A 23,475-nucleotide genomic window follows, 5' to 3' on the forward strand; every position below is an offset into this window, starting at 1 on the left:
GCCAGTAAAATCAAGGTCTATTTTCAGGGACTTGGTTTGTCCCGGCAAATCTCACAATTACCGCAGGAGCCGGGAAACGATCTGAGCGGTGTAGTCCACCATGGGAACGATCCGCGCATAGTTGAGCCGTGTGGGCCCAATGACTCCTAGAGCACCAATAACCCTTTGTTCGCTGTCGCGATAGGGGGCGACCACCAGCGATGAGCCGGAAAGGGAGAAAAGCTTGTTCTCCGAACCAATGAAGATGCGGACACCCGAACCGGCTTCGGCGAGATCGAGAAGCTGGACCATGCCATCCTTGGTCTCAAGATCATCGAACAGATGGCGCAGGCGCTCGATATCTTCCTGCGCATGGATGTTTTCCAGAAGATTGGCGCGACCGCGAACGATCAGCCGCGCCGGTTGATCCGTTCCAGCCCCGCTCCAGACCGCCAGCCCTTGGGCAACAAGTTCCTGCGATAGTTGATCGAGTTCCTGCCGTGTTTCTTCCGTCAGCTTTTTCAATTCGGCTTTGGCTTCGGAAAGCGTGTGGCCATGGATGTGCGCGTTGAGAAAGTTCGATGCCTCGACCAACTGCGAATTGCTGATGCCGACGGGCAGACTGACGACGCGGTTTTCGACATCGCCGTTCTGCATGACAAGAACAGCTAGTGCCCGTGTCGGTTCGAGACGAACGAATTCGATGTGTTTCAGCGCACCTTCCGCCTTGGTGGCAAGCACGAGGCCCGCGCCGCGCGACAGACCTGAAAGAACCTGACTTGCTTCGGTCAGAACGCTTTCGACAGAATTGTTCATACCGGCGGAACGAACCTGCGCCTCAATGGAGGAGCGTTCCTCCGGCGGCAGATCGCCCACTTCGAGAAACGCGTCGACAAAGAAGCGTAGCCCGATCTGGGTCGGCAGGCGTCCGGCTGAGACATGCGGTGCGTAAATGAGACCCAGATGCTCGAGATCGCTCATCACATTGCGGATCGTGGCAGGTGAAAGCGTGTGTGGCAGCAGTCGTGAGAGATTGCGCGAGCCAAGCGGATCGCCATCGTTCAGATAGGTTTCCACAATCAGCCGGAAAATATCGCGCGAACGCTGGTCGAGCGAACTCAAAAGCTGGTGTTCCGGCGTTTTCATCATAATATGGTCGCGAACCCTAGTGTGGCTTTGAATCCGAAATTCGTTCACTGTGCTGTTCCCAAGTGATGCGAATTTCGGATTCGCCACACTAGAAATAGCATACGCCAAATATAAGGTCGCAAGTCAAAGCGTCAAAGCCTTTAGGCTATAGTGACAGGCCTCTCAACATCTCTGACGGTTTTTCGGGCGGAATGGCTTTCTATTTGCGACCGGGAAGCCTAAAAAGCCGCACCGGAAAAATGAATCGAGGAATTTTCTATGCGTCCATCCAAGCGTGCGGCTGACGAAATGCGTGCCGTTTCTTTCGAACGCGGCATCTCCAAACATGCCGAGGGCTCCTGCCTTGTCAAGTTTGGCGATACGCATGTGTTGTGCACCGCAAGCCTTGAGGAAAAGGTGCCGGGCTGGATGCGCAATACGGGCAAGGGTTGGGTCACGGCGGAATACGGCATGCTGCCGCGTTCGACCGGTGATCGTATGCGCCGCGAAGCCGCTGCCGGTAAGCAGGGCGGACGCACGCAGGAAATCCAGCGTCTGATCGGGCGCTCCTTGCGCGCTGTCGTGGACATGCAGGCGCTTGGCGAAGTACAGATCACGGTGGATTGCGATGTCATTCAGGCCGATGGCGGTACGCGCACGGCAGCCATCACCGGCGGCTGGGTAGCGCTTCATGAATGCTTGCGCTGGATGGAAGCGCGCCAGATGGTGCGCGTCGAGAAGGTTCTGAAAGATCATATTGCGGCGATTTCCTGCGGGATTTACGAGGGTGAGCCGGTGCTTGATCTCGACTATGCCGAAGACTCTGTCGCCGAGACCGACAGCAATTTCGTGATGACCGGCAAGGGCGGAATTGTCGAAATTCAGGGAACGGCGGAAGGTGCACCTTTCTCGGAAGAAGAGTTTGCCAACCTGATGAAGCTCGCTCGCGGCGGCATTGATCGCCTTGTGTCCTTGCAGAAGATGGCCGTCGCCTGATAGGAACGAGGTCTGCTCCATATATCGAGGAGACCTCTTCCATGCGCGCAGCACGCATCCTTGAAACGGCGCTCTATGTCCGCGATGTCGCGGAAGCGATAGAGTTCTATCACGGCATTATGGGTCTGGAGCCAGTCGGGAAAGTCAGCGAGCGTAACGCATTTTTCCGGTGCGGCGACGGCATATTGCTTCTCTTCAAGGCCGAAGAGACATTGAAGCCGTCATTGCCAGAGCATTTGCCCGTGCCGTCCCATGGCACAAGCGGTCCCGGCCATGTATGTTTTGCTGCAAGTCGCGAGGAGATGGAAAGCTGGCGCAACCATCTGGCAAAACATGGCATAGCAATCGAGGCCGAGTTCGACTGGCCGAATGGTGCGCATTCGATCTACTTCCGTGATCCATCCGGCAATTCATTGGAGATTGCCGAACCCAAACTGTGGAACTGAAAATGAGAAAACTGGAACAGGGCAAGCTGATCGTCGCTTCGCACAATGCGGGCAAGCTGAAGGAGTTCGACGGTCTGATCGGCCCGTTCGGCTTTGAAGTCAGTTCGGTTGCCGCTCTTGGCCTGCCAGAACCGGATGAAACCGGTACGACTTTTGAGGAAAACGCCTATATCAAGGCGCTTGCGGCGGCTGAAGCAACGGGGCTGCCAGCGCTTTCGGACGATTCCGGCATGATGGTCGATGCGCTCGATGGCGATCCGGGAGTCTACACGGCAAACTGGGCCGAGACTGAAGACGGTACACGCGATTTCGACATGGCGATGCAGAAGGTCGAGAACCTGCTGCAAGAAAAGGGCGCCGTCGCATCACAGCAGCGAAAAGCGCGTTTCGTATCCGTGATCTGCCTTGCCTGGCCCGATGGGCAGGCTGAATATTTCCGTGGCGAAGTCGAGGGCGCGATTGTCTGGCCGCCGCGTGGCAATACGGGGTTTGGTTTCGACCCGATTTTCCTCCCCGATGGCTATGAAAAGACTTTCGGCGAAATGACTGCCGATGAGAAGCACGGCTGGAAGCCGGGTGATGCTTCGGCCTTGTCGCATCGTGCTCGTGCCTTCAAGCTTTTCGCCGAAAAAGCGCTTAATGTGGAGCCGGCATCCGCAAAATGAACAAGCTGTTTCCCCCTTTGCAGGCAATCGATGCTGCTCGCGCAAATGCCGCCGGGTCGATCCCGATCGCGCGTGCAAATGGGGAAAATGCGTTTGGCGTTTACCTGCATTGGCCATTCTGTCTGGCCAAATGCCCTTATTGTGACTTCAACAGCCATGTTCGTCACAAGCCGGTCGATCAGGCACGTTTTTCTGAAGCATTTCTTCGCGAGATGGAAACCTTGCGTGAGCGCACCGGCCCACGCACGATCACCAGCATATTCCTGGGCGGCGGCACGCCGTCGCTGATGCAGCCGGAAACCGTGGGCGCGCTTCTCGATGGAATCGCGTCCCATTGGTCGGTGGCGCCGGACATTGAGGTAACGCTGGAGGCGAACCCCACGAGTGTGGAGGCTGATCGCTTTCGTGGCTATCGCGCTGCAGGCGTCAATCGTGTGTCGCTTGGCATTCAGGCGCTCAATGATCCTGATCTGCGTCGTCTTGGCCGCATGCATTCGGTCGAGGAAGCCAAGGCGGCCATTCGGCTGGCGCGAGAGATTTTCCCGCGCCTGTCCTTCGATCTGATCTATGCACGCCCGAACCAGACAATCGAAGCCTGGCGGGAGGAACTGAAAGAGGCCATCGGGCTCGCTGCCGATCATCTGTCGCTCTACCAACTGACGATCGAGGAAGGCACGCAGTTCTATAATCTCTGGAAGGCTGGCAAGCTGACGACGCCCGAGCCGGATCACGCTGCAGCCCTTTATGAGGAAACGCAAAGGGTCACGGCAGAGCACGGTCTTCCCGCCTATGAAATTTCCAACCACGCGGTGCCGGGGCGCGAGTCACAGCACAATCTCGTCTATTGGCGTTACGGGCAATATGTCGGGATTGGTCCCGGCGCGCATGGGCGTTTCGTGGAAAATGATATTCGTACCGTCACCATGACCGAAAAACATCCGGAAACCTGGCTGGATAAGGTCGAACGCAACGGCCACGGCATTATCGAGGAAGAATATCTCGATGGCGAGCAGGAAGGCGACGAGTTCCTGATGATGGGCTTGCGTTTACGCGAAGGCATAGATCTTGCCCGTTATGAGCGGCTTTCTGGCCATGCGGTTGATGAAAAGCGACTTGCGAAACTGATCGCGGAAGGCATGATCGAACCGATGAGCGGCAGCATCATTCGCGCAACGCCAGATGGTGCGCTGGTGCTCGACGCGCTGGTTGCCGACTTGGCGGCATAAGGAACTTATAATGACGGACGAAGCAGGCGAGGGGCGACGGGAGTATGTGGTTGGCGGCACGACGATGCGCGCTCGACCACTGGAGCCCGCTCTTTATATTGTCTCGACCCCCATCGGAAATCTCGGCGATATGACGCTGCGCGGTATCGAAACGCTGGCGTCTGTCGATATTCTGGCTTGCGAAGATACGCGCGTAACCCGCGTTCTGCTCGACCGTTATGGTATAGCGCGCCGCCCTATCAGCTATCACGAACACAACGCCGCCGAGGCCGGTGAAAAGCTGATTGCGGCACTGGCTGCGGGCAAAAGTGTTGCGCTGGTGTCCGATGCCGGAACACCGCTTGTCTCCGATCCCGGGTTCCGTCTGGTGGGCGAAGCGCGCGAGGCGGGCATTCGTGTCGTGCCTATTCCGGGTGCTTCCGCTGTACTGGCCGCACTTGCCGCTTCGGGCCTGCCGACCGACGCCTTCATGTTCTGCGGCTTTCTGCCCTCCAAGCATGGGCAAAAACAGTCGAAGCTCGAAAGCCTCAAGGGTATCGACGCAACGCTGGTGTTCTATGAATCGCCAAACCGGACAGCGGCAACGCTGGCGGAAATGGCTGAAGTGTTCGGGCCAGATCGTATGGGCGCGCTCTGCCGTGAACTGACCAAGGCCTATGAGACCATTCGCACTGCGCCGCTGGGCGAGCTTGCAGCCGAGTTTGACGGCGAAGATCGCATTCGCGGTGAAGTCGTTCTGCTGGTGGGGCCGCCAACGGGCAACGCCGTTCCGCAAAGCGAAGAGGACATCGACAAGCTGCTGCTGTCGCTTGCCGCAGAGTTGCCGCCGTCCAAGGCCGCAGGCGAGGCGGCGCGCATGACCGGCGGACAGAAATCGGTTTTGTATCAGCGTCTCATGCAATTGAAATCGGACCCGCGATGACAGACCTCCGCGAGAAAAAGCGAACTGCTTTCTTTCGCGGACACAGCGCCGAACGCTTTGCGGCCATGGTGCTTCTTCTGAAAGGTTTTCGGATTGTCGCGCGGCGCTATCGGACAAGGCTCGGCGAAATTGATCTGATCGCCCGGCGTGGCAATCTGATTTTGATCGTTGAGGTCAAGGCGCGGAGCAGTCTGGAAGCAGCGCACCTCGCTGTCACGCCAGGCCATGCGCCGCATCGAAGCCGCAGCCGATCTCTGGCTACAACGCCAGCCCGACCATGCCCGCCTGTCGCTGCGTTTCGATCTGATTGCCCTGCTGCCGCGACGGTGGTCAAAACATGTTCCGGCATTCTTCACGAGCGGCAACTACTGATAAGTCTATGTAAATCCTATAAAAATTGTGGGGTATATTTCCGGTATTACGGGAAATTAAAATCCCGTATTCCTCTGTTTTGAGGAAAAGTGATGCTCGCCGTCATTTTCACGCGCAAGCCCATTTCTTATAAAATCACGCCGCTCAACGGATAATGGCACCAACTTTTACAAGACGCATTTCCGCACGCGAAACCAGTATCCACTTTCGCTGGAAATGCCTCCAAGGATGGCGCCGTGTCTCTATCGCAAAAGCGTTTACTGGCTGATTTTCCTGCCTTCTTCCGGGTCTCGGAAGAGGTGGTTGTCGTCGTTGGCGGCGGCGAGGAAGCTTTGAACAAGGCGCGCCTCGTGGCGCAGACTTCGGCGCGACTTCGCATCGTTGCCGAAGAAACAGAACATCATCTGGCTGATTTCATCGCAGGCCACGGCGCGGAGCATGTGACTGCACCTTTCGCGCCTGAGCATCTTGATGGCGCAAAGCTGGTTTTTGTCGCAACCGGCGATGAAGCGCAGGATCGCGCCATTGCCGCTGTGGTCAAGGCGCAAAAAATTCCGGTCAATGTGGTTGATCGTCCCGCACTTTGCGATTTTCTGACGCCCGCCATTGTCAATCGTGCGCCGCTGACGATTGCGATTGGTTCGGAAGGGACGGCCCCCGTTCTGGCACAGATGGTTCGCGCGCGGATTGATGCCGCCTTTTCGCCGCGCCTTGGCGAACTTGCGCATTTTGCCGAAAGCTGGCGTCCGCTGGTCGAGCGCGCGCTGCCTAAGGGGCTGGCGCGCCGCAGCTTCTGGCGCGGGTTCTTTTCGGGCCGTGTCGCCAGCGCCATCGAAAATGGCGATCGCGTTGAAGCCTACAAGGCTGCGAGCGACCTGATCAAGCAACGTGACAATGCCGCCGGCTATGTCTGGCTGGTCGGCGCCGGTCCGGGTGCCGAAGACCTGCTGACCCTGCGCGCCCATCGCGCTTTGATGGAAGCCGATGTCATCGTGCATGATGCGCTGGTGCCGGAAGGCGTCATTGCCATGGGCCGTCGTGACGCCGAGCGCCTTGCCGTCGGCAAGCGCAAGGGCTGCCATTCCAAAAGCCAGGAAGAAATCAACCGCCTGCTGGTTTCGCTGGGGCGGGAAGGCAAGCGCGTTGTGCGGCTGAAATCCGGCGATCCGCTGGTATTCGGACGCGCAGGTGAAGAAATGGCCGCACTGCGTGCCGCCGGTATCGGATTCGAAATCGTGCCCGGCATCACTTCTGCCTTTGCCGCCGCAGCCGACATGGAACTGCCGCTGACGCTGCGCGGTGTCGCCTCGTCGCTGGTGTTCACCACGGGCCATGACATGACGGGCGATGTGCTGCCGGGCTGGGTGAAGCTTGCCGTCTCGGGTGCAACGATTGCCGTCTATATGGGCTCCACGGTCGCGGCATCGGTTGCTGCGCGCCTGATTGGTGCGGGGCTGCACGAAGATACCGCCGTGGCGGTGGTCGAAAATGCGAGTCGACAGGACAAGCGCCTGTTCCACGGCACGCTGAAGGATTTGCCGGATCTGGAAAACCGCAAGGAACTTTCCGGCCCGGTCATGGTGATCATTGGCGATGCTGTCGCTGGTGCCGCAATCGACAAAGCCGAAGCGCTGGCCCTCAGGCCGGTTTCCGTCGCAGCCTAAATCCGCACGATGCGCGGTTAACAAAAGTTTGGAGTTTGGAAATGGTCGTAAAAGTTCTCACTGCAAACCGGCTGATCGACGGGCAGGCTGTGTGGCTCGGTGCAGACGGTTCGTGGCAGGAGACCATCGACGGCGCGCTGGTCGCTCGCCACGTGGAGGCCGTTGAAGCGCTTGAAGACGCGGGCAAGGTTGCAGGGAAAGCCAATCTGGTTGTCGATGTGAACGTGATCGATGTTGAGGAGCGCGAGGAGGGGCTTTACCCGATCCGCCTGCGCGAGCGCATCCGCCTTTCCGGCCCGACCATCGTGACCTTCGGCGATTTTCCGCTCGAAAAGTCTGAATTGAAGCGCGCCTCCTGATTGTGGATTTGGACCTAGCCTATGTATCGTTACGATGAATTCGACCGCGATTTTGTTGCGGCCCGCGTTGCCCAGTTCAAGGACCAGGTCGAGCGCCGTTTGACCGGGGAGCTGACGGAAGACCAGTTCAAGCCGCTGCGTCTGATGAACGGTCTCTATCTGCAACTGCACGCCTATATGCTGCGCGTGGCAATTCCCTATGGCACGCTGTCGAGCCGTCAGCTACGCAAGCTCGGTCACATTGCCCGCGTCTATGACCGCGGCTTCGGCCATTTCACAACGCGCCAGAACATCCAGTACAACTGGCCTGCCCTGAAGGACGTTCCGCGCATTCTGGAAGAGCTGGCGGAAGTCGAGATGCACGCCATCCAGACCTCCGGCAATTGCATTCGCAACGTGACCGCCGATCATTTCGCGGGCGCTGCCGCCGACGAAGTGGCCGATCCGCGCCCATTCGCCGAAATTTTGCGCCAGTGGTCGTCGCTGCATCCGGAATTTTCCTATCTGCCGCGCAAGTTCAAGATTGCCATCGTCGGCTCGGACCATGACCGCGCCGCCATTCAGGTGCATGACATCGGCTTGCAGTTGAAGAAGAACGGGGCGGGCGATCTGGGGCTGGCTGTCTATATTGGCGGCGGCCAGGGCCGCACGCCGATGGTGGCCAAGAAAATCCGCGACTTCCTGCCCATCGAGGACATGCTGACCTATGTGACGGCCATCGTGCGCGTTTACAATTTGCATGGCCGTCGCGACAACAAATACAAGGCGCGCATCAAGATTCTCGTCCATGAAACGGGCGTTGAAGAGCTGACCCGCGAGATCGATGCCGAGTGGGACGAAATCCGCAATGGTGAATTGAAGCTGCCGCAGCGCGATATCGACGCCATCGAAAGCTATTTCCGCATGCCGAACCTGCCACAACGGCCGGAAGGCTGGGAAGTGCTGGCCGTCACGCAGAAGGCCGATGTGGAATTTGCAAGCTGGGTGGCGCGCAATGTCACGCCGCACAAGAACCCGGATTATGCGGTCGTCACCATTTCGCTCAAGCCTATTGGTGGCATTCCGGGCGATGCGAGCGCCGAGCAGATGGAACTGGTGGCGGATATTGCCGAGACCTATTCCTTTGATGAAATCCGCGTCAGCCACGAGCAGAATCTGGTTCTGCCGCATGTGGCCAAGGCCGATCTCGCAGCCGTTTACGATCTGCTGCAATCGGACGGTCTGGTGACGCCGAATGCCGGCCTCATCACCGATATCATCGCCTGCCCCGGTCTCGATTATTGCGCCCTTGCTAATGCACGCTCCATTCCGGTGGCGCAGCGCATTTCGGAGCGCTTCGGCGACCAGCAGCGCCAACTTGAGATCGGCGATCTCAAGATCAAGATTTCCGGCTGCATTAATGCCTGCGGTCATCACCATGTCGGCCATATCGGCATTCTGGGCGTCGAGAAGAAGGGCGAAGAGCTTTATCAGATCACGCTTGGCGGATCGGCGGACGAGCATTCGACCATCGGTGAAATCACCGGTCGCGGCTTCTCGTCGGAAGAAGTGGTGGATGCCATCGAAACGGTCGTGGATACCTATCTGGGCTTGCGCGAAAGCCCGGAGGAAAACTTCCTCGCCGCTTATCGCCGGGTTGGCATGGAGCCGTTCAAACGCGCGCTTTATGGAGAAATAAGCCGTGCAGCTTGATGCTGAAGAAAGCGCTGCCGCCGAAGCCCGCCTTTTGGAGGCAAGCCACGGTGCGTCTTCCCCGCAGGATGTGATCGCGCTCGTCACGCGTGAACTCTATGAGGGGCAGATCGCGGTCGTGTCTTCCTTTGGCGCGGAATCGGCTGTGCTTTTGCATATGATCTCGCAAATCGATCCGGCGACGCCGGTTCTGTTTCTCGATACGGGCAAGCATTTTCGGGCGACACTTGATTATCGTCATGATCTGGTGGACCGGCTGGGATTGACCGATGTGCAGGATATTCTGCCGCTGGAAGACAGTGTCAGGACGGAAGACCCGTTTGGCGCTTTGTCGATGACCGACAAGGATCGCTGCTGCTTCATCCGCAAGGTCGAGCCGATGGCGCGCGCTGTGACCCCTTATCGGGCCTGGATGACGGGCCGCAAGCAGTTTCAGGCATCGACCCGCGAAAGCCTGCCAGTATTCGAATCGGTCGGTTCGCGCATTCGTATCAATCCGCTGGCGCGTTCGCAGGCAGCCGATCTCAAGGCCTATGCCGAAAAACACGACCTGTCGCCGCATCCGCTGATCGCGCAGGGCTATCGTTCCATCGGCTGCATGCCCTGCACACGGCCCGTGAGCGAGGGCGAGGATCAGCGAGCCGGACGCTGGGCCGGATCGGAAAAGACAGAATGCGGCATCCATCTGTCGGGTCTGTCCGATAGTTTGAAGAATTTGGGAGCAGGTGACCGGAAATGAGCGATATCAACGAAACCAAACTCTGGTTTACCGAGGGCTTTCGCGAGGACGACTATGTCTTTGCCGACGATCTTGAAACGGCGGGCGATGCCCCGGCAATCATCATTCCGCTGGCCGTCTGGCTCGGACTGGATGAGGAGCGCCGCCGCGCCTCCAATCGCCGGATCGGCATTTCGGTGGCGCCGGGCGAAGCCATTGATCCGCTTCTGGATGATCTGGGCAGCGTGCCGCTGATCGCCTTGCAGTTTCCGGCCTTTAATGACGGGCGTTCCTATTCCAAGGCGGAGATTTTGCGCCGCGAAGGCTTTGCGGGTGAGTTGCGCGCCGTTGGCGACGTGCTGATCGATCAGGCCGCCCTGATGCTGCGGACCGGTTTCGACAGCCTTCAGGTGACCAACAAGGTGGCGCAGGGCCGTCTTGGCGAAAATCGTCTGGTCGATACGCCCGGCTATTACCAGCCGGGACGCGGTTCTGTGCCGGAAGAGGCTGGGTTCGCCTGGCGTCGGGTCAAGGCAAGTTAGGCACATCGCTCAAATTTGCCATTTTTCTGCGAACCTTGATGCGCTAGACACGCCTCACCAACTTCAGGGAGTCGCGGCGTGATCCGGCATATTGTTTTCTTCAGCGTCAAAGAAGGTCAGGATATAGAGACGGTCAAAAAAGGATTGGAGCAACTCGGCACCATTCCTCATGCTGACCTGTTTGAAGTTCTGCCGAATTCCAGGGTCGATCCGATGTGCGACCGCATTGATCTCGTGGTCTATGCCGAGTTCAAAGATGAGGAAGCGCTTTTCGCTTTCAAGAAGCATCTGACCTATGACGCGACGACGCGACTGGTACGTCCGATGCGCGAATTGCGCTTTTCAGCCGATGTCGTGACAGACAAGCGCTAAAGCATGTCCAGCAAAAGTTGCGAAGCGGTTTTGCGTTCGGAAATGTGAAAAAATAACTACCAGTCTGCCTGTGGTCTTTCCTGTAGCGGCAGGCCGCCGAAAAGATCGGGCTCGCTGGACGTTCTCGCTCGTTCGATATTGAGGAGCTTGAGTTTTGTTGCCGTTCCGCCTGCTGCCGAAAAACCGCCGACCTTGCCATTGGCACCGAGCACCCGGTGACAGGGCACAATGATTGGAAACGGGTTTTTGCCCAGTGCATAACCGACAGCCTGCGAGAGACTTACGTCACCGATCCGTCGGGCAATCGCACCATAGGTCGTTGTCTCGCCCGGTTTCAGCTCAAGGATAATTTCATAGACCTGCCGGTTGAGATCGGGTTGGTCATCCAGCGCCAGCGGTGTACCTGAAAAATCAACATTGGCGCCTGCCAGAAGCGCGCGCACACTTTGGATTGCATTGCTGACGAAGGAGGGCTCGTTGATATCTTCGGTGCCGGGGAACCGCTCGCCGAGCCGATAGCGGGTTTCCTTCTCGTCAGCATCCCCGATCTCGACGCCCACAATCTTCTGGCCGCGCCAGGCAATGCCGCACGGTCCGATCTCTGTTTCAAAAATGGTGACGCCTGACGATTCCATGGAAGTCATATTAACATGGTTTTGAACGGGACAAATGCCGGTTATCGGGCAACGATAGGAACGTTCACGTGAAAAGTCGTAACAATTGCGAAAAATGGCGCAGCGAAATGGTTGAAGAACGACACGAATAATGATTGTGTGATGGCGACCGGCCAATGCCCTTAAATGGCCAAACGGATTGACGAGAGTTTCCGGCACCTGTCACGGCGGGCGCGGAACCAAGGAATTTAAATGGACGATTACGAGCGATATGCCACAGGGTTGATGATCGTTTTTGGCGCGCTGATTATCGGCGGCCTCATGGCGGCTAACCTGTACCACGGCGACAAGCCGGGCTTTTTATTCGCGCTGGGCGCTGCGGTTGTCAGCTGGTTCGCGGCTTTTGCCGTCCTGTTTGACAAGCCACGCGTTTATGGCGTGATGATTGCGGTTGCGATCGGTCTGGTTGCGGCTTCAATCGGTGCTTATGTCACCTGATTTTTGAACCGTATGATTAAGAAAAAATCCCCGGTTTTCCGGGGATTTTTCGTTTTAGAGATATGGAGAATAGCACTGGCGCCGTGGCCCATAATTGGGTTGGAACGTATTATCGTAGGCTCGATAGGAACGATAACGGTTGTAGCACCACCGCACATGCGGGTTGCCGCCGCGATAGACCGGCGCCGGACGGTAGCGATAAGCAGGCGGCGGCCCCCAGTAACGGCGATCATAGCGATAGTATGGGCGGTAACGCGGACGATCATGCCGCCAGTGTCGACGATGCTCCCGCCAATAGCGGCGGTCACCACGATAGTCGTAATACTGAACGTTTTGAACATTCGGTGCTAGCGCCTGGGCGGACGGTGTCGCCATCAAAGACGGCGGCGCCGCATTTGCAGTTCCGGCAGCAGCCGATAGTCCCATGCCGAGTGACAAACATGCGGCAAACAGGGAATAAGCAAACCTTTTCATCGGTTTCTCCTCACAGCGCATACCGAAAAATGTGAAACGGTTTTCGGATAAGATGCGCGTAATAATAAACAACACATATCGTCCCTGCCGTTATTTTTGGCCGGACATTGTGGCGGAGCAGTGGCCCTGCGAAGTCACGATTTCTTCGTTGCGGCAACAGATGGGTGATGCTCTGATTTTGGGGTAGGAATTAGTCGCCTAGAATTGACATAAAGATATGTTTATGTCATTAAGCGACTTTCGTGATGTGCGTATAAAGGGCAATTCAGGTTTATGTGTCCGAACAGACCTGCTGCCTGGTAACAGATTGAATATAGGCGGTGTTTTATGGCCTCTTCCCTCGATGGTCTTTTTGGTGCAACGGCTGCGCAGCCGGATGGCTCAGAAGTGCTCGCAGCTCTCACCAAGGCAGCGCGTGAGCGCATCCTGATCCTCGACGGCGCGATGGGAACCCAGATTCAGGGGCTTGGTTTTCATGAAGAGCATTTCCGCGGCGAGCGTTTCGGCGCTTGCGATTGCCAGCTTCAGGGCAATAACGACCTTCTGACCCTGACGCAGCCCAAGGCTATCGAGGAAATCCATTATGCCTACGCCATTGCGGGCGCGGATATTCTCGAAACCAATACGTTTTCATCCACGACAATTGCCCAGGCCGATTATGGCATGGAAGAGCAGGTCTATGAACTGAACCGCGACGGTGCGCGTCTGGCCCGTCGCGCGGCCTTGCGCGCCGAGCAGAAGGACGGTCGCCGCCGTTTCGTTGCGGGCGCTCTGGGGCCGACAAACCGCACCGCTTCCCTTTCGCCGGATGTCAACAATCCCGGCTACCGCGCTGTTACCTTCGACGATCTGTGCATCGCCTATGCCGAGCAGATCCGGGGGCTGATCGACGGCGGTTCCGACATCATCCTGATTGAAACCATCTTCGATACGCTCAACGCCAAGGCTGCCGTCTTCGCGTCGGAACAAGTGTTCGAGGAAAAGGGCATCTTCCTGCCGGTGATGATTTCCGGCACGATCACCGATCTTTCCGGCCGCACCCTGTCCGGCCAGACGCCAACGGCATTCTGGCATTCGCTGCGTCACGCCAAACCATTTACCATCGGCCTCAATTGCGCGCTCGGCGCGAACGCTATGCGTGCGCATCTCGACGAATTGTCGACCATTGCCGACACCTTCATCTGCGCCTATCCGAATGCCGGTTTGCCGAACGAGTTTGGCCAGTATGACGAAACGCCGGAAGCTATGGCTGCCCAGATCGAAGGCTTTGCCCGCGACGGTATGGTCAATGTGGTCGGCGGCTGCTGTGGTTCGACGCCGGAGCATATCCGCGCCATTGCCGAGGCTGTCGCGAAACATCCGCCGCGCAAGCCTGCAAAGGTTGCGCCGCTAATGCGCTTGTCGGGCCTCGAACCCTTCACGCTCACAGAGGATATTCCTTTCGTCAATGTCGGCGAACGCACCAACGTGACCGGCTCGGCACGCTTCCGCAAGCTGATCAAGGCTGGCGATTTTGCTGCTGCGCTCGACGTCGCGCGCGATCAGGTGGTCAACGGCGCCCAGATCATCGACATCAACATGGATGAAGGCCTGATCGATTCCGAAAAGGCAATGGTCGAGTTCCTCAATCTGATTGCTGCCGAGCCGGATATCGCTCGCGTGCCGATCATGATTGACAGCTCCAAATGGGAAGTGATCGAGGCTGGCCTGAAATGCGTTCAGGGCAAGGCGGTGGTCAATTCCATCTCGATGAAGGAAGGCGAGGAAGCCTTTATCCATCACGCTAAGCTCGTTCGTGCTTATGGTGCGGCGGTTGTCGTCATGGCTTTCGATGAAACCGGGCAGGCCGATACCGAGGCGCGCAAGATCGAAATCTGTACCCGGGCCTACAAGATCTTGACCGAGCAGGTCGGTTTCGCGCCGGAAGACATCATCTTTGACCCGAACATCTTTGCAGTGGCGACCGGTATCGAAGAACACAATAATTACGGTGTCGATTTCATTGAAGCGACGCGCAAGATCATGGCGACCTTGCCGCATGTCCATGTCTCGGGCGGCGTGTCGAACCTTTCTTTCTCGTTCCGCGGCAATGAGCCGGTGCGCGAGGCGATGCATGCCGTCTTCCTCTACCACGCCATTCAGGCGGGTATGGATATGGGCATCGTCAATGCCGGTCAGCTGGCGGTTTACGATGCCATCGATCCGGAACTGCGCGAAGCCTGCGAAGATGTGGTGTTGAACCGCCACTCCGATGCGACCGAGCGCTTGCTGGAAATCGCCGAACGTTTCCGCGACTCCGGCTCCAAGGAAGCCAAGGTGCAGGATCTGACCTGGCGCGAATGGCCGGTGGCAAAGCGCCTCGAACATGCGCTGGTCAACGGCATTACCGAATATATCGAAGCCGATACGGAAGAGGCGCGCCAGTCTGCCGAACGTCCGCTGTATGTCATCGAAGGCCCGCTGATGGCTGGCATGAATGTGGTTGGCGACCTGTTCGGCGCCGGCAAGATGTTCCTGCCACAGGTGGTCAAATCCGCCCGCGTGATGAAGCAGGCCGTGGCCGTCCTCCTGCCATATATGGAAGAAGAAAAGCGCCTCAATGCTGAAAAAGGCATTGGCGGCGGTGAACGTCAGAGCGCCGGCAAGGTGCTGATGGCGACCGTGAAGGGCGATGTGCACGATATCGGCAAGAATATCGTTGGCGTTGTGCTGGCCTGTAACAATTACGAGATCATCGATCTTGGCGTGATGGTGCCATCGCAGAAGATTCTGCAGGTAGCGCGTGACGAAAAGGTGGATATCATTGGCCTTTCCGGCCTCATCACGCCTTCGCTGGATGAGATGGCGCATGTGGCAGCAGAAATGGAGCGCGAAGGTTTCGATATTCCGCTTCTGATCGGCGGCGCGACCACGAGCCGTGTCCATACGGCGGTGAAGATTCATCCGCGCTATGAACGCGGACAGGCGGTCTACGTCATCGATGCAAGCCGTGCCGTCGGTGTGGTTTCGAGCCTGCTGTCACCGGAAGGCAAGCAGGCCTATGTTGACGGTCTGCGCGGGGAATATGCCAAGGTTGCAGCCGCCCATGCGCGTAATGAAGCGGAAAAGCAGCGCCTGTCGATCGCTCGTGCCCGCGCCAATGCGCATAAGCTCGACTGGGATAATTTTGTTCCGGCAAAGCCGACATTCACCGGCACGAAGACCTTCGATGATTACGATCTGGCCGAAATCGCCCGCTATATCGACTGGACGCCGTTCTTCCAGACCTGGGAGTTGAAAGGCCGCTATCCGGCAATTCTTGAAGACGAGAAGCAGGGCGAGGCAGCCCGGCAACTCTGGGACGACGCTCAGGCGATGCTGAAAAAGATTATCGACGAAAAGTGGTTCACGCCGAAAGCTGTTGTCGGTTTCTGGCCCGCCAATGCGGTCGGCGACGATATTCGTCTTTTCACCGATGAAAGCCGGAACGAGGAACTTGCCACTTTCTTCACACTGCGCCAGCAATTGAGCAAGCGCGATGGTCGTCCGAATATGGCGATGTCCGACTTTGTCGCACCCGCCGAAAGCGGAAAGCAGGATTATGTCGGCGGCTTCGTTGTGACGGCAGGTATTGGTGAAGTGGCCATAGCCGAACGTTTCGAACGCGCCAATGACGATTACTCGGCCATTCTGGTGAAAGCGCTGGCTGATCGTTTCGCGGAAGCCTTTGCAGAACTGATGCATGAGCGCGTGCGCAAGGAGTTCTGGGCTTATGCATCTGACGAGACTTACACGCCTGAAGAACTGATTGGTGAGCCATATAAGGGCATTCGTCCGGCTCCTGGCTATCCGGCGCAGCCCGATCACACGGAAAAGACGACCCTTTTCCGCCTTCTGGACGCGACCGCGAACACGGGCGTGGAATTGACGGAAAGCTATGCGATGTGGCCAGGTTCTTCCGTATCGGGTCTCTATATCGGCCATCCGGAAAGCTATTATTTCGGCGTGGCCAAAGTCGAACGGGATCAGGTCGAGGATTACGCGAGCCGCAAGGGAATGACGATAGAGGAAGTCGAGCGCTGGCTCGCACCGATCCTTAATTATACCCCAGGTGCAACTCCCGAAGAGGCTGCGGCGTGACAAATGCCGCAACTCGATTAGCTTAATCTCATATACTCGTATTTCTGACAGATGTATTGGGCGCGTTTGACTGGTTTGTAGTTGCTTGTCGACTACAAACCAGCAGACGTAACTGCGTCGGCTCGGCATTCCATGTTCCAGAACCGCTGATTTATTTGGCGTTTTAGAGCTGGTCTTGTTTCATGTAATAATGAAGTATTTATTAAAGTAATTTATAATTTATATCACTGTAATATTTAACCTGTGTAGATGTATGCATTTCTGATTGGAATATAGAGAAAAATACATAGATTTGTTAGTGATTTGTTGGTGTTTTATTTAAATGCTTCGAATTTCAATAATCATCAATAGTTATATTTTTCGTTGGGAAGTCTGCAATGAAATGGGAACAAATTTATGAATCCATGCAATCTGCTGACGATGCCGGACAGCTCCTTGAATATATAGGCACCTATGCCAGGCAGTGCGGATTTGCACATACGGCTTATGTCATGCGCGTTCCCTTGTTGAACGGCGTGGTCAAATGGCTCAGCTTTGGGTCGTTGCCGCAGGAATGGACCGATCACTATACAGCCCGAAAATATGCGGATGTTGACCCATTGGTTCGCAAGGCACTGAACAGCATAGAGCCATTGGTCTGGTCGTCGAAGCTCTTTGCGGAAGCTCCACAGATATGGGCGGATGCACAGCGCTTCGGCCTCAAGGCTGGGATTTCCCAGCCGTGTTGGGCTGCTCAAGGCGTGTTCGGAATGCTGTCTTTCCTGAGAACTGGCCCGGCATTATCTTCCGGCGAGATTTCGATGTTGCGGCGCCAGATGCAGATCGCAGCCAATCTGCTGCATTTGTCCATGTATGAACATCTTGATGTTCCGACGATGAACTGCGTTTCTGAAGTGAACCTGACAATGCGCGAGCGGGAAATCCTGCGCTGGACGAGTGAGGGAAAGACTGCCGAGATCATCGGCACGATCCTCAATATTTCGACACGCACGGTGAATTTCCATATCAGCAACGTGCTCACAAAGCTTGTTGCGGTGAATAAGGTTCAGACCGTCGCCAAGGCCCGCACTTTCGGTCTTCTGTAAATATCTTCCAAGTCCCTTGGCGGTTTGATCCGAAGGGCATTTTTCAGCGGCTTTCCGGTTTGCGCTTTTTCTGAAACGGGCTACAAATTCATTATCTTTCCCGGAGGATCAATGAATGACTGCTCAGCCAAACTCCCTTGAAGCTCGCGATATCCGTTATCATCTCCATTCTTATACCGATGCTGTCCGCCTCGAAGCGGAAGGTCCGCTCGTCATCGAGCGTGGCGATGGTATTTACGTCGAAGATGTATCGGGCAAGCGCTATATCGAAGCAATGTCAGGACTGTGGAGTGTTGGCGTGGGCTTTTCCGAACCGCGTCTGGCCGAAGCAGCTGCACGACAGATGAAGAAGCTGCCTTTCTACCATACATTCTCCTACCGTTCACATGGTCCTGTCATTGATCTGGCTGAAAAGCTTGTCTCAATGGCTCCTGTTCCGATGAGCAAGGCCTACTTCACCAATTCAGGTTCCGAAGCCAACGATACGGTCGTCAAGCTGATCTGGTATCGCTCCAATGCGCTGGGTGAACCGGAGCGCAAGAAAATCATCTCACGCAAGCGCGGCTATCACGGTGTGACGATTGCCTCTGCCAGCCTGACCGGCTTGCCCAACAATCACCGTTCTTTCGATCTGCCGATCGATCGTATCCTGCATACGGGCTGCCCGCATTATTATCGCGAAGGACAGGCTGGCGAGAGTGAGGAACAATTCGCAACGCGGCTCGCGGATGAGCTGGAACAGTTGATCATCGCAGAAGGCCCGCACACGATCGCCGCTTTTATCGGAGAGCCGGTCATGGGTGCCGGTGGCGTGGTGGTGCCGCCCAAAACCTATTGGGAAAAAGTGCAGGCTGTTCTCAAGCGCTACGATATTCTGCTGATCGCCGACGAGGTTATTTGCGGCTTCGGACGGACAGGCAATCTGTTCGGCAGCCAGACTTTCGATATGAAACCGGACATTCTGGTTATGTCGAAGCAGCTTTCGTCATCCTATCTGCCGATTTCGGCCTTTCTCATCAATGAGCGCGTATACGCACCGATTGCTGAAGAAAGCCACAAGATCGGCACGCTTGGCACGGGCTTCACGGCATCCGGTCATCCGGTGGCGGCAGCGGTAGCGCTGGAAAACCTCACCATTATTGAAGAGCGTGATCTGGTCGCCAATGCGCGCGACCGCGGCACCTATATGCAGAAGCGCCTGCGTGAGTTGCAGGATCATCCTCTGGTCGGCGAAGTGCGTGGCGTTGGTCTCATAGCCGGTGTCGAGCTTGTCACCGACAAGCAGGCCAAGACGGGCCTTGAACCAACCGGCGCTCTGGGCGCAAAGGCAAACGCCGTTCTTCAGGAGCGCGGCGTCATTTCCCGCGCAATGGGCGATACGCTTGCCTTCTGCCCGCCGCTCATCATCAACGATCAGCAGGTTGATACGATGGTGTCCGCGCTCGAGGCGACGCTGAACGATGTTCAGGCAAGCCTCACCAGGTAATAATTTGCTCTGGAGCTGTCCGAATAACGGGCAGTTCCAGAGCAAAACCCTGTTAAATATCACAAAAATTGTATGATTTTCCGTGACTTGGCCAAAAAGCGGCTTTTCCCGGCACGCGCAAGTTTGTTCCGGCCATGCGTGCAAATACGGTAAGTTTTTCGCGCAAGCGAGTTGCAATACGCGATAGGTTTCTTTCACTTTTCCGCATCATTTCACGACAATGCGCGCACCGTGGCTTTTGCCACACCTGCGCCGGATGAAGGCATTCGCCATCCCTCCCGCCAGTATCGAGCCCCCATCCGGTTGCCGGGAGTAAGTAGTCGTGCATCATGCATCCCTGACCAAGAACCTGACGCATCTTCAGCGCCTTGAGGCGGAAGCTATCCATATTTTTCGCGAGGTTGCGGCAAGTTTTTCCAACCCGGTAATGCTTTATTCGGTCGGTAAGGATTCGTCGGTCATGCTGCATCTGGCGATGAAGGCATTCTATCCCGCTCCGCCGCCTTTTCCCTTTCTGCATGTTGATACGACATGGAAGTTTCGGGAGATGATTGAGTTTCGCGATGCGCAGGCGCGTGAAAAGGGGTTTGAGCTGCTCGTGCATATCAATGAGGACGGCGTGCGCGAGGGGGTTGGCCCCTTTAGCCATGGATCGAATGTCCATACTCATGTGATGAAGACGGTCGCCTTGCGGCAAGCGCTCGACAAGTACAAGTTCGATGCTGCTTTTGGTGGCGCCCGTCGCGACGAGGAGAAATCGCGCGCCAAGGAGCGCATTTTTTCCTTCCGTAACGCACAGCATGGATGGGACCCCAAGAATCAGCGTCCGGAAATGTGGAAGATCTATAATACCCGCGTTTCTGCAGGGGAATCGATCCGCGTCTTTCCGTTGTCGAACTGGACTGAGCTCGATATCTGGCAATATATCCTGCAAGAGAATATCCCCATCGTCCCGCTTTATTTCGCAGCGCATCGTCCGGTGGTCGAACGTGACGGCATGCTGATCATGCTCGACGACGACCGCATGAAGTTGCGTCCGGGTGAAACGGTGGAAAACCGGCTGGTGCGGTTCCGCACACTTGGCTGCTATCCGTTGACCGGCGCTATTGAATCCAGTGCGGCTGACCTCTCCGATATTGTCGAAGAAATGCTGATTGCCCGTACATCCGAGCGGCAGGGCCGCGCCATTGACCGTGACGAAGCCGGATCGATGGAAAAAAAGAAGCGCGAGGGCTATTTCTGATGAATGCGATAATCAAGCCTGTTGCGACCAATGCTGCAGTCAGCGACTTCCTGGCCGATCAGGAGCGCAAGACACTCTTGCGCTTCCTTACTTGTGGATCGGTGGATGACGGCAAGTCAACGCTCATCGGACGCCTGCTCTATGACACGAAGCTGATCTTCGAGGACCAGCTCGCATCGTTGAAGAACGATAGCCGCAAGTTCGGTACCACGGATGACGATTTCGATTTCGCATTGCTGGTTGACGGTCTGGAGGCCGAGAGGGAGCAGGGCATCACCATCGATGTCGCCTATCGGTTCTTTTCGACGCCACGTCGTAAATTCATTGTCGCTGATACACCCGGTCATGCACAATATACGCGCAACATGGCGACTGGTGCCTCGACAGCCGATCTTGCTATCGTGCTCATCGATGCCCGTCAGGGTGTACTGACGCAGACACGACGCCATTCCTTCATTGCCGCGGCACTTGGTATTCGTCACATCGTTCTGGCCGTGAACAAGATCGACCTGGTCGACTTTTCGCAAAAGGCTTTCGAGCACATCGTTGCCGACTATTTGAGTTTCGCCAATGAATTAGGCTTTGTCAGCATCCAGCCGATCCCGCTTTCGGCGCGTTTCGGCGACAATGTCACCCTGCCGTCGCCACGCATGGACTGGTATGAAGGGCCGCATCTGCTCGAACATCTGGAGACGGTGCGCATCGACACGGAGGCAGCGGCCAAGCCGTTTCGTTTTCCGGTGCAGTATGTGAACCGGCCCAATCTCGATTTTCGCGGCTTCTCCGGCACAGTGGCATCCGGTTCGATCAGCGCTGGTGATGCCGTGGTGGTTGCCAAATCAGGCAAAACCTCCCGCGTAAAACGCATCGCCACCTATGACGGTGATCTGCCACGTGCTTCCGAAGGACAGGCTGTCACACTGGTGCTGGAGGACGAGATCGAGGTTTCACGCGGCAATATGCTGGTCGGGACGGAGGTCCGGCCCGAAGTTGCTGATCGGTTTTCAGCCAATATAGTCTGGTTCGGCGAGGAGGCATTGCATCCCGGCCGTTCCTATATCCTGCGTACCGAGACCGATCAGACGCCGGTAACGATCAACGAGATCGTATACAGAACCGATATTGACAGTTTCACCCGTCAGGAATCATCCCGCCTCGACCTCAACGAGATTGGACTTTGCCATCTCCAGACGGTGGATCAGGTTGCGTTCGATCCTTACGCCGATAATCGCGTAACGGGCTCGTTCGTCTTGATCGATCGGCTTACCAACGCGACTGTGGGCGCTGGGATGATCGATAGTGCTCTTCGTCAGGCGACGAATGTGCATCTGCAGTCCTTCGACCTCGACAAGCAGACACGCGCAGCACAGAAATTCCAGAAACCGGCTGTGCTCTGGTTTACGGGGCTGTCAGGCTCCGGCAAATCCACCATCGCGAACCGGCTGGAACAGCGGCTCCACGCGCTTGGCAAGCACACCTATCTGCTAGACGGTGATAATGTCCGTCATGGCCTCAACAGCGATCTGGGCTTCTCCGATGAGGATAGGGCGGAGAATATCCGCCGTGTCGGCGAAGTCGCCCGATTGATGACTGATGCCGGACTGGTGGTGCTGGTTTCCTTCATCTCGCCATTTCAAGCTGAGCGTGATCGGATTCGCGCTCGCCTGCCTGAAGGCGAGTTTGTCGAGATTTTCGTGGATACACCGATAGAGGAATGCATCGCGCGTGACCCGAAGGGGCTCTATGCGCAGGCTTTGCGTGGCGAGATCAAGGCTTTCACCGGGATCGATTCTCCCTATGAGGCGCCAGTTTCACCGGAATTACGCCTTAGCACGGCAGGTCGTGACGTTGACGAACTCGTCGCAGAAGTAGAAAAGTATCTTGCCGAACGTGGTATCATCGGCAGTTATGGCAGCGATTCCTGGTCAATCTGAGCAATGAAGATTTCAGCCTCCCCGAAAGCCGATCCGAACGACGATGCAATACTGACCGTCCTGCAGGAAGCTGCACTTGAGGCGGGGCGCGTTATCATGAAGCACTATGCCAATGGTTGCGCTGTTCAGAGTAAGAAAGATTCTTCCCCGGTCACGGAAGCAGACCGTGACGCGGAAGCCATCATTCTTGCGGCACTCGCTTCCGTTGTTCCGGATATTCCGGTTGTGGCTGAAGAAGAAGTGGCAGCGGGACGTTTGCCTTCACATTTGGGGCGGCGATTTTTATTGGTCGATCCTCTCGACGGCACCCGTGAGTTTCTGTTGCGAAACGGCGATTTTACGGTGAATATCGGCCTGATCGAGGACGGCGCTCCGGTTCTCGGCATCGTTTATGCACCAGTTCGTAATCGCTTGTTTATTGGCAACAGCAATGGTGCTGAAGAAATAACGACAACCAAAGATCATGCAATCGGAACAAGGCGTGGGATAGCGGCGCGTGTTCACGGGCCAGAGCGGGTGGCCGTCTGCAGCCGGTCACACAAGAACCCGGAAACGGAAAAGTTCCTGAACGACAACAGGATCAGCAGCTGTGTTTCCATCGGTTCGTCGCTGAAATTCTGCCTGATTGCCAGTGGAGAGGCCGATATTTATCCACGTTTCGGCCCGACGATGGAATGGGATACGGCGGCGGGCGATGCCGTGTTACGCGCCGCTGGTGGCCTTACCACGACTTTCGAGGGAACGCCGCTCTCTTATGGCCAGCGTGCCAATGAAGGTGTTGCGGGTTTTGCAAACCCCAATTTCGTGGCTTTTGGTGGTGGTACGAAGCCTGTTTTTGCTATGCTTTAATAGATTTTGGAAGCAAACGGATAGCGCCGCCTTGCTCTCATATGCAACTCGTCTGAAACCATTTCCAACTTTTGGGGTTAGGCACTTAAAAA

Annotated in this window: 21 protein-coding genes and 1 pseudogene; 19 read left to right on the forward strand and 3 right to left on the reverse strand. The window is 56.5% G+C overall.

Features of this window, described 5'->3' with window-relative positions; genetic code table 11:
• Positions 1-57: 57 nt before the first annotated feature.
• A complete protein-coding gene (gene hrcA, locus AAE521_RS16445) occupies positions 58-1,128 on the reverse strand; it encodes a heat-inducible transcriptional repressor HrcA (RefSeq protein WP_071633166.1) in 1,071 nt (356 codons plus the stop codon).
• A 258-nt stretch (positions 1,129-1,386) separates the two neighbouring features.
• On the opposite strand from hrcA, the gene rph reads away from it, so the two are divergent.
• From rph to AAE521_RS16505, 12 genes and pseudogenes are all read left to right on the forward strand, one after another.
• Positions 1,387-2,103: a ribonuclease PH gene (gene rph, locus AAE521_RS16450; RefSeq protein ID WP_010658015.1), complete on the forward strand. Its 717-nt coding sequence runs from the start codon at positions 1,387-1,389 to the stop codon at positions 2,101-2,103.
• 41 nt (positions 2,104-2,144) lie between these two features.
• A complete protein-coding gene (locus AAE521_RS16455) occupies positions 2,145-2,549 on the forward strand; it encodes a VOC family protein (protein ID WP_342061865.1) in 405 nt (134 codons plus the stop codon).
• 2 nt (positions 2,550-2,551) lie between these two features.
• Complete coding sequence (gene rdgB, locus AAE521_RS16460; protein WP_071633168.1) at positions 2,552-3,214, forward strand: RdgB/HAM1 family non-canonical purine NTP pyrophosphatase; 663 nt, start codon at positions 2,552-2,554, stop codon at positions 3,212-3,214.
• Positions 3,211-4,440, forward strand: coding sequence for a radical SAM family heme chaperone HemW (hemW, locus tag AAE521_RS16465; protein WP_342061866.1), 1,230 nt, complete (start codon positions 3,211-3,213; stop codon positions 4,438-4,440). Before rdgB ends, hemW begins: the two co-directional genes overlap by 4 nt.
• Before the next feature lie 10 nt (positions 4,441-4,450).
• A complete protein-coding gene (gene rsmI, locus AAE521_RS16470) occupies positions 4,451-5,362 on the forward strand; it encodes a 16S rRNA (cytidine(1402)-2'-O)-methyltransferase (protein WP_342061867.1) in 912 nt (303 codons plus the stop codon).
• Positions 5,359-5,734: pseudogene (locus AAE521_RS16475) on the forward strand (YraN family protein). The gene rsmI and the pseudogene AAE521_RS16475 overlap by 4 nt, the downstream one beginning before the upstream one ends.
• A 236-nt stretch (positions 5,735-5,970) precedes the next feature.
• Positions 5,971-7,398 carry a siroheme synthase CysG gene (cysG, locus tag AAE521_RS16480; RefSeq protein ID WP_342061868.1) on the forward strand — a complete coding sequence of 476 codons (1,428 nt, stop codon included), beginning with the start codon at positions 5,971-5,973 and terminating at the stop codon, positions 7,396-7,398.
• Positions 7,399-7,439: 41 nt separating this feature from the next.
• The gene (locus AAE521_RS16485) at positions 7,440-7,757 is read left to right on the forward strand and encodes a DUF2849 domain-containing protein (RefSeq protein ID WP_071633173.1); all 318 of its coding nucleotides are present in this window, start codon (positions 7,440-7,442) and stop codon (positions 7,755-7,757) included.
• 21 nt (positions 7,758-7,778) lie between these two features.
• A complete protein-coding gene (locus AAE521_RS16490) occupies positions 7,779-9,449 on the forward strand; it encodes a nitrite/sulfite reductase (protein ID WP_342061869.1) in 1,671 nt (556 codons plus the stop codon).
• Positions 9,439-10,188 carry a phosphoadenylyl-sulfate reductase gene (locus AAE521_RS16495; RefSeq protein WP_071633175.1) on the forward strand — a complete coding sequence of 250 codons (750 nt, stop codon included), beginning with the start codon at positions 9,439-9,441 and terminating at the stop codon, positions 10,186-10,188. The genes AAE521_RS16490 and AAE521_RS16495 overlap by 11 nt, the downstream gene beginning before the upstream one ends.
• On the forward strand, positions 10,185-10,709 hold the full coding sequence (locus tag AAE521_RS16500) for a DUF934 domain-containing protein (RefSeq protein WP_342061870.1): 525 nt from the start codon (positions 10,185-10,187) through the stop codon (positions 10,707-10,709). The genes AAE521_RS16495 and AAE521_RS16500 overlap by 4 nt, the downstream gene beginning before the upstream one ends.
• Before the next feature lie 78 nt (positions 10,710-10,787).
• Positions 10,788-11,081 (forward strand): Dabb family protein, encoded by a 294-nt coding sequence (locus tag AAE521_RS16505; RefSeq protein ID WP_342061871.1) that lies wholly within the window; start codon positions 10,788-10,790, stop codon positions 11,079-11,081.
• Between the two features lie 56 nt (positions 11,082-11,137).
• Here the strand turns inward: AAE521_RS16505 and AAE521_RS16510 are convergent, their stop codons facing one another.
• Positions 11,138-11,716 (reverse strand): methylated-DNA--[protein]-cysteine S-methyltransferase, encoded by a 579-nt coding sequence (locus AAE521_RS16510; RefSeq protein WP_342061879.1) that lies wholly within the window; start codon positions 11,714-11,716, stop codon positions 11,138-11,140.
• Positions 11,717-11,947: 231 nt separating this feature from the next.
• On the opposite strand from AAE521_RS16510, the gene AAE521_RS16515 reads away from it, so the two are divergent.
• Positions 11,948-12,193, forward strand: coding sequence for a hypothetical protein (locus AAE521_RS16515; RefSeq protein WP_010658028.1), 246 nt, complete (start codon positions 11,948-11,950; stop codon positions 12,191-12,193).
• 54 nt (positions 12,194-12,247) lie between these two features.
• On the opposite strand, the gene AAE521_RS16520 is transcribed toward AAE521_RS16515, so the two are convergent.
• Positions 12,248-12,667 (reverse strand): BA14K family protein, encoded by a 420-nt coding sequence (locus AAE521_RS16520; protein WP_071633178.1) that lies wholly within the window; start codon positions 12,665-12,667, stop codon positions 12,248-12,250.
• A gap of 327 nt (positions 12,668-12,994) precedes the next feature.
• On the opposite strand from AAE521_RS16520, the gene metH reads away from it, so the two are divergent.
• The 6 genes from metH (at position 12,995) to cysQ (ending at position 23,383) form a co-directional block, all read left to right on the forward strand.
• Complete coding sequence (gene metH, locus AAE521_RS16525) at positions 12,995-16,786, forward strand: methionine synthase (protein WP_342061872.1); 3,792 nt, start codon at positions 12,995-12,997, stop codon at positions 16,784-16,786.
• 377 nt (positions 16,787-17,163) lie between these two features.
• Complete coding sequence (locus tag AAE521_RS16530) at positions 17,164-17,871, forward strand: LuxR family transcriptional regulator (protein ID WP_342061873.1); 708 nt, start codon at positions 17,164-17,166, stop codon at positions 17,869-17,871.
• 115 nt (positions 17,872-17,986) lie between these two features.
• Positions 17,987-19,357 (forward strand): aspartate aminotransferase family protein, encoded by a 1,371-nt coding sequence (locus AAE521_RS16535; RefSeq protein ID WP_342061874.1) that lies wholly within the window; start codon positions 17,987-17,989, stop codon positions 19,355-19,357.
• A gap of 322 nt (positions 19,358-19,679) precedes the next feature.
• Positions 19,680-20,600 carry a sulfate adenylyltransferase subunit CysD gene (gene cysD / locus AAE521_RS16540; RefSeq protein WP_071633182.1) on the forward strand — a complete coding sequence of 307 codons (921 nt, stop codon included), beginning with the start codon at positions 19,680-19,682 and terminating at the stop codon, positions 20,598-20,600.
• A complete protein-coding gene (gene cysN / locus AAE521_RS16545) occupies positions 20,600-22,534 on the forward strand; it encodes a sulfate adenylyltransferase subunit CysN (RefSeq protein ID WP_071633183.1) in 1,935 nt (644 codons plus the stop codon). Before cysD ends, cysN begins: the two co-directional genes overlap by 1 nt.
• Before the next feature lie 3 nt (positions 22,535-22,537).
• On the forward strand, positions 22,538-23,383 hold the full coding sequence (gene cysQ / locus AAE521_RS16550; RefSeq protein WP_071633184.1) for a 3'(2'),5'-bisphosphate nucleotidase CysQ: 846 nt from the start codon (positions 22,538-22,540) through the stop codon (positions 23,381-23,383).
• Positions 23,384-23,475 lie beyond the last annotated feature (92 nt).

The sequence above is a fragment of the Brucella cytisi genome (assembly GCF_038433355.1).
GTDB classification, from domain to species: domain Bacteria; phylum Pseudomonadota; class Alphaproteobacteria; order Rhizobiales; family Rhizobiaceae; genus Brucella; species Brucella cytisi.

Excerpts from the sequence above, each read along its gene's own strand:
- hrcA (WP_071633166.1), bottom strand. The coding sequence starts at position 1,128 with ATGATGAAAACGCCGGAACACCAGCTTTTGAGTTCGCTCGACCAGCGT.
- rph (WP_010658015.1), top strand. The coding sequence starts at position 1,387 with ATGCGTCCATCCAAGCGTGCGGCTGACGAAATGCGTGCCGTTTCTTTC.
- AAE521_RS16455 (WP_342061865.1), top strand. The coding sequence starts at position 2,145 with ATGCGCGCAGCACGCATCCTTGAAACGGCGCTCTATGTCCGCGATGTC.
- rdgB (WP_071633168.1), top strand. The coding sequence starts at position 2,552 with ATGAGAAAACTGGAACAGGGCAAGCTGATCGTCGCTTCGCACAATGCG.
- hemW (WP_342061866.1), top strand. The coding sequence starts at position 3,211 with ATGAACAAGCTGTTTCCCCCTTTGCAGGCAATCGATGCTGCTCGCGCA.
- rsmI (WP_342061867.1), top strand. The coding sequence starts at position 4,451 with ATGACGGACGAAGCAGGCGAGGGGCGACGGGAGTATGTGGTTGGCGGC.
- AAE521_RS16485 (WP_071633173.1), top strand. The coding sequence starts at position 7,440 with ATGGTCGTAAAAGTTCTCACTGCAAACCGGCTGATCGACGGGCAGGCT.
- AAE521_RS16490 (WP_342061869.1), top strand. The coding sequence starts at position 7,779 with ATGTATCGTTACGATGAATTCGACCGCGATTTTGTTGCGGCCCGCGTT.
- AAE521_RS16500 (WP_342061870.1), top strand. The coding sequence starts at position 10,185 with ATGAGCGATATCAACGAAACCAAACTCTGGTTTACCGAGGGCTTTCGC.
- AAE521_RS16510 (WP_342061879.1), bottom strand. The coding sequence starts at position 11,716 with ATGGAATCGTCAGGCGTCACCATTTTTGAAACAGAGATCGGACCGTGC.
- AAE521_RS16515 (WP_010658028.1), top strand. The coding sequence starts at position 11,948 with ATGGACGATTACGAGCGATATGCCACAGGGTTGATGATCGTTTTTGGC.
- AAE521_RS16520 (WP_071633178.1), bottom strand. The coding sequence starts at position 12,667 with ATGAAAAGGTTTGCTTATTCCCTGTTTGCCGCATGTTTGTCACTCGGC.
- metH (WP_342061872.1), top strand. The coding sequence starts at position 12,995 with ATGGCCTCTTCCCTCGATGGTCTTTTTGGTGCAACGGCTGCGCAGCCG.
- AAE521_RS16530 (WP_342061873.1), top strand. The coding sequence starts at position 17,164 with ATGAAATGGGAACAAATTTATGAATCCATGCAATCTGCTGACGATGCC.
- AAE521_RS16535 (WP_342061874.1), top strand. The coding sequence starts at position 17,987 with ATGACTGCTCAGCCAAACTCCCTTGAAGCTCGCGATATCCGTTATCAT.
- cysN (WP_071633183.1), top strand. The coding sequence starts at position 20,600 with ATGAATGCGATAATCAAGCCTGTTGCGACCAATGCTGCAGTCAGCGAC.
- cysQ (WP_071633184.1), top strand. The coding sequence starts at position 22,538 with ATGAAGATTTCAGCCTCCCCGAAAGCCGATCCGAACGACGATGCAATA.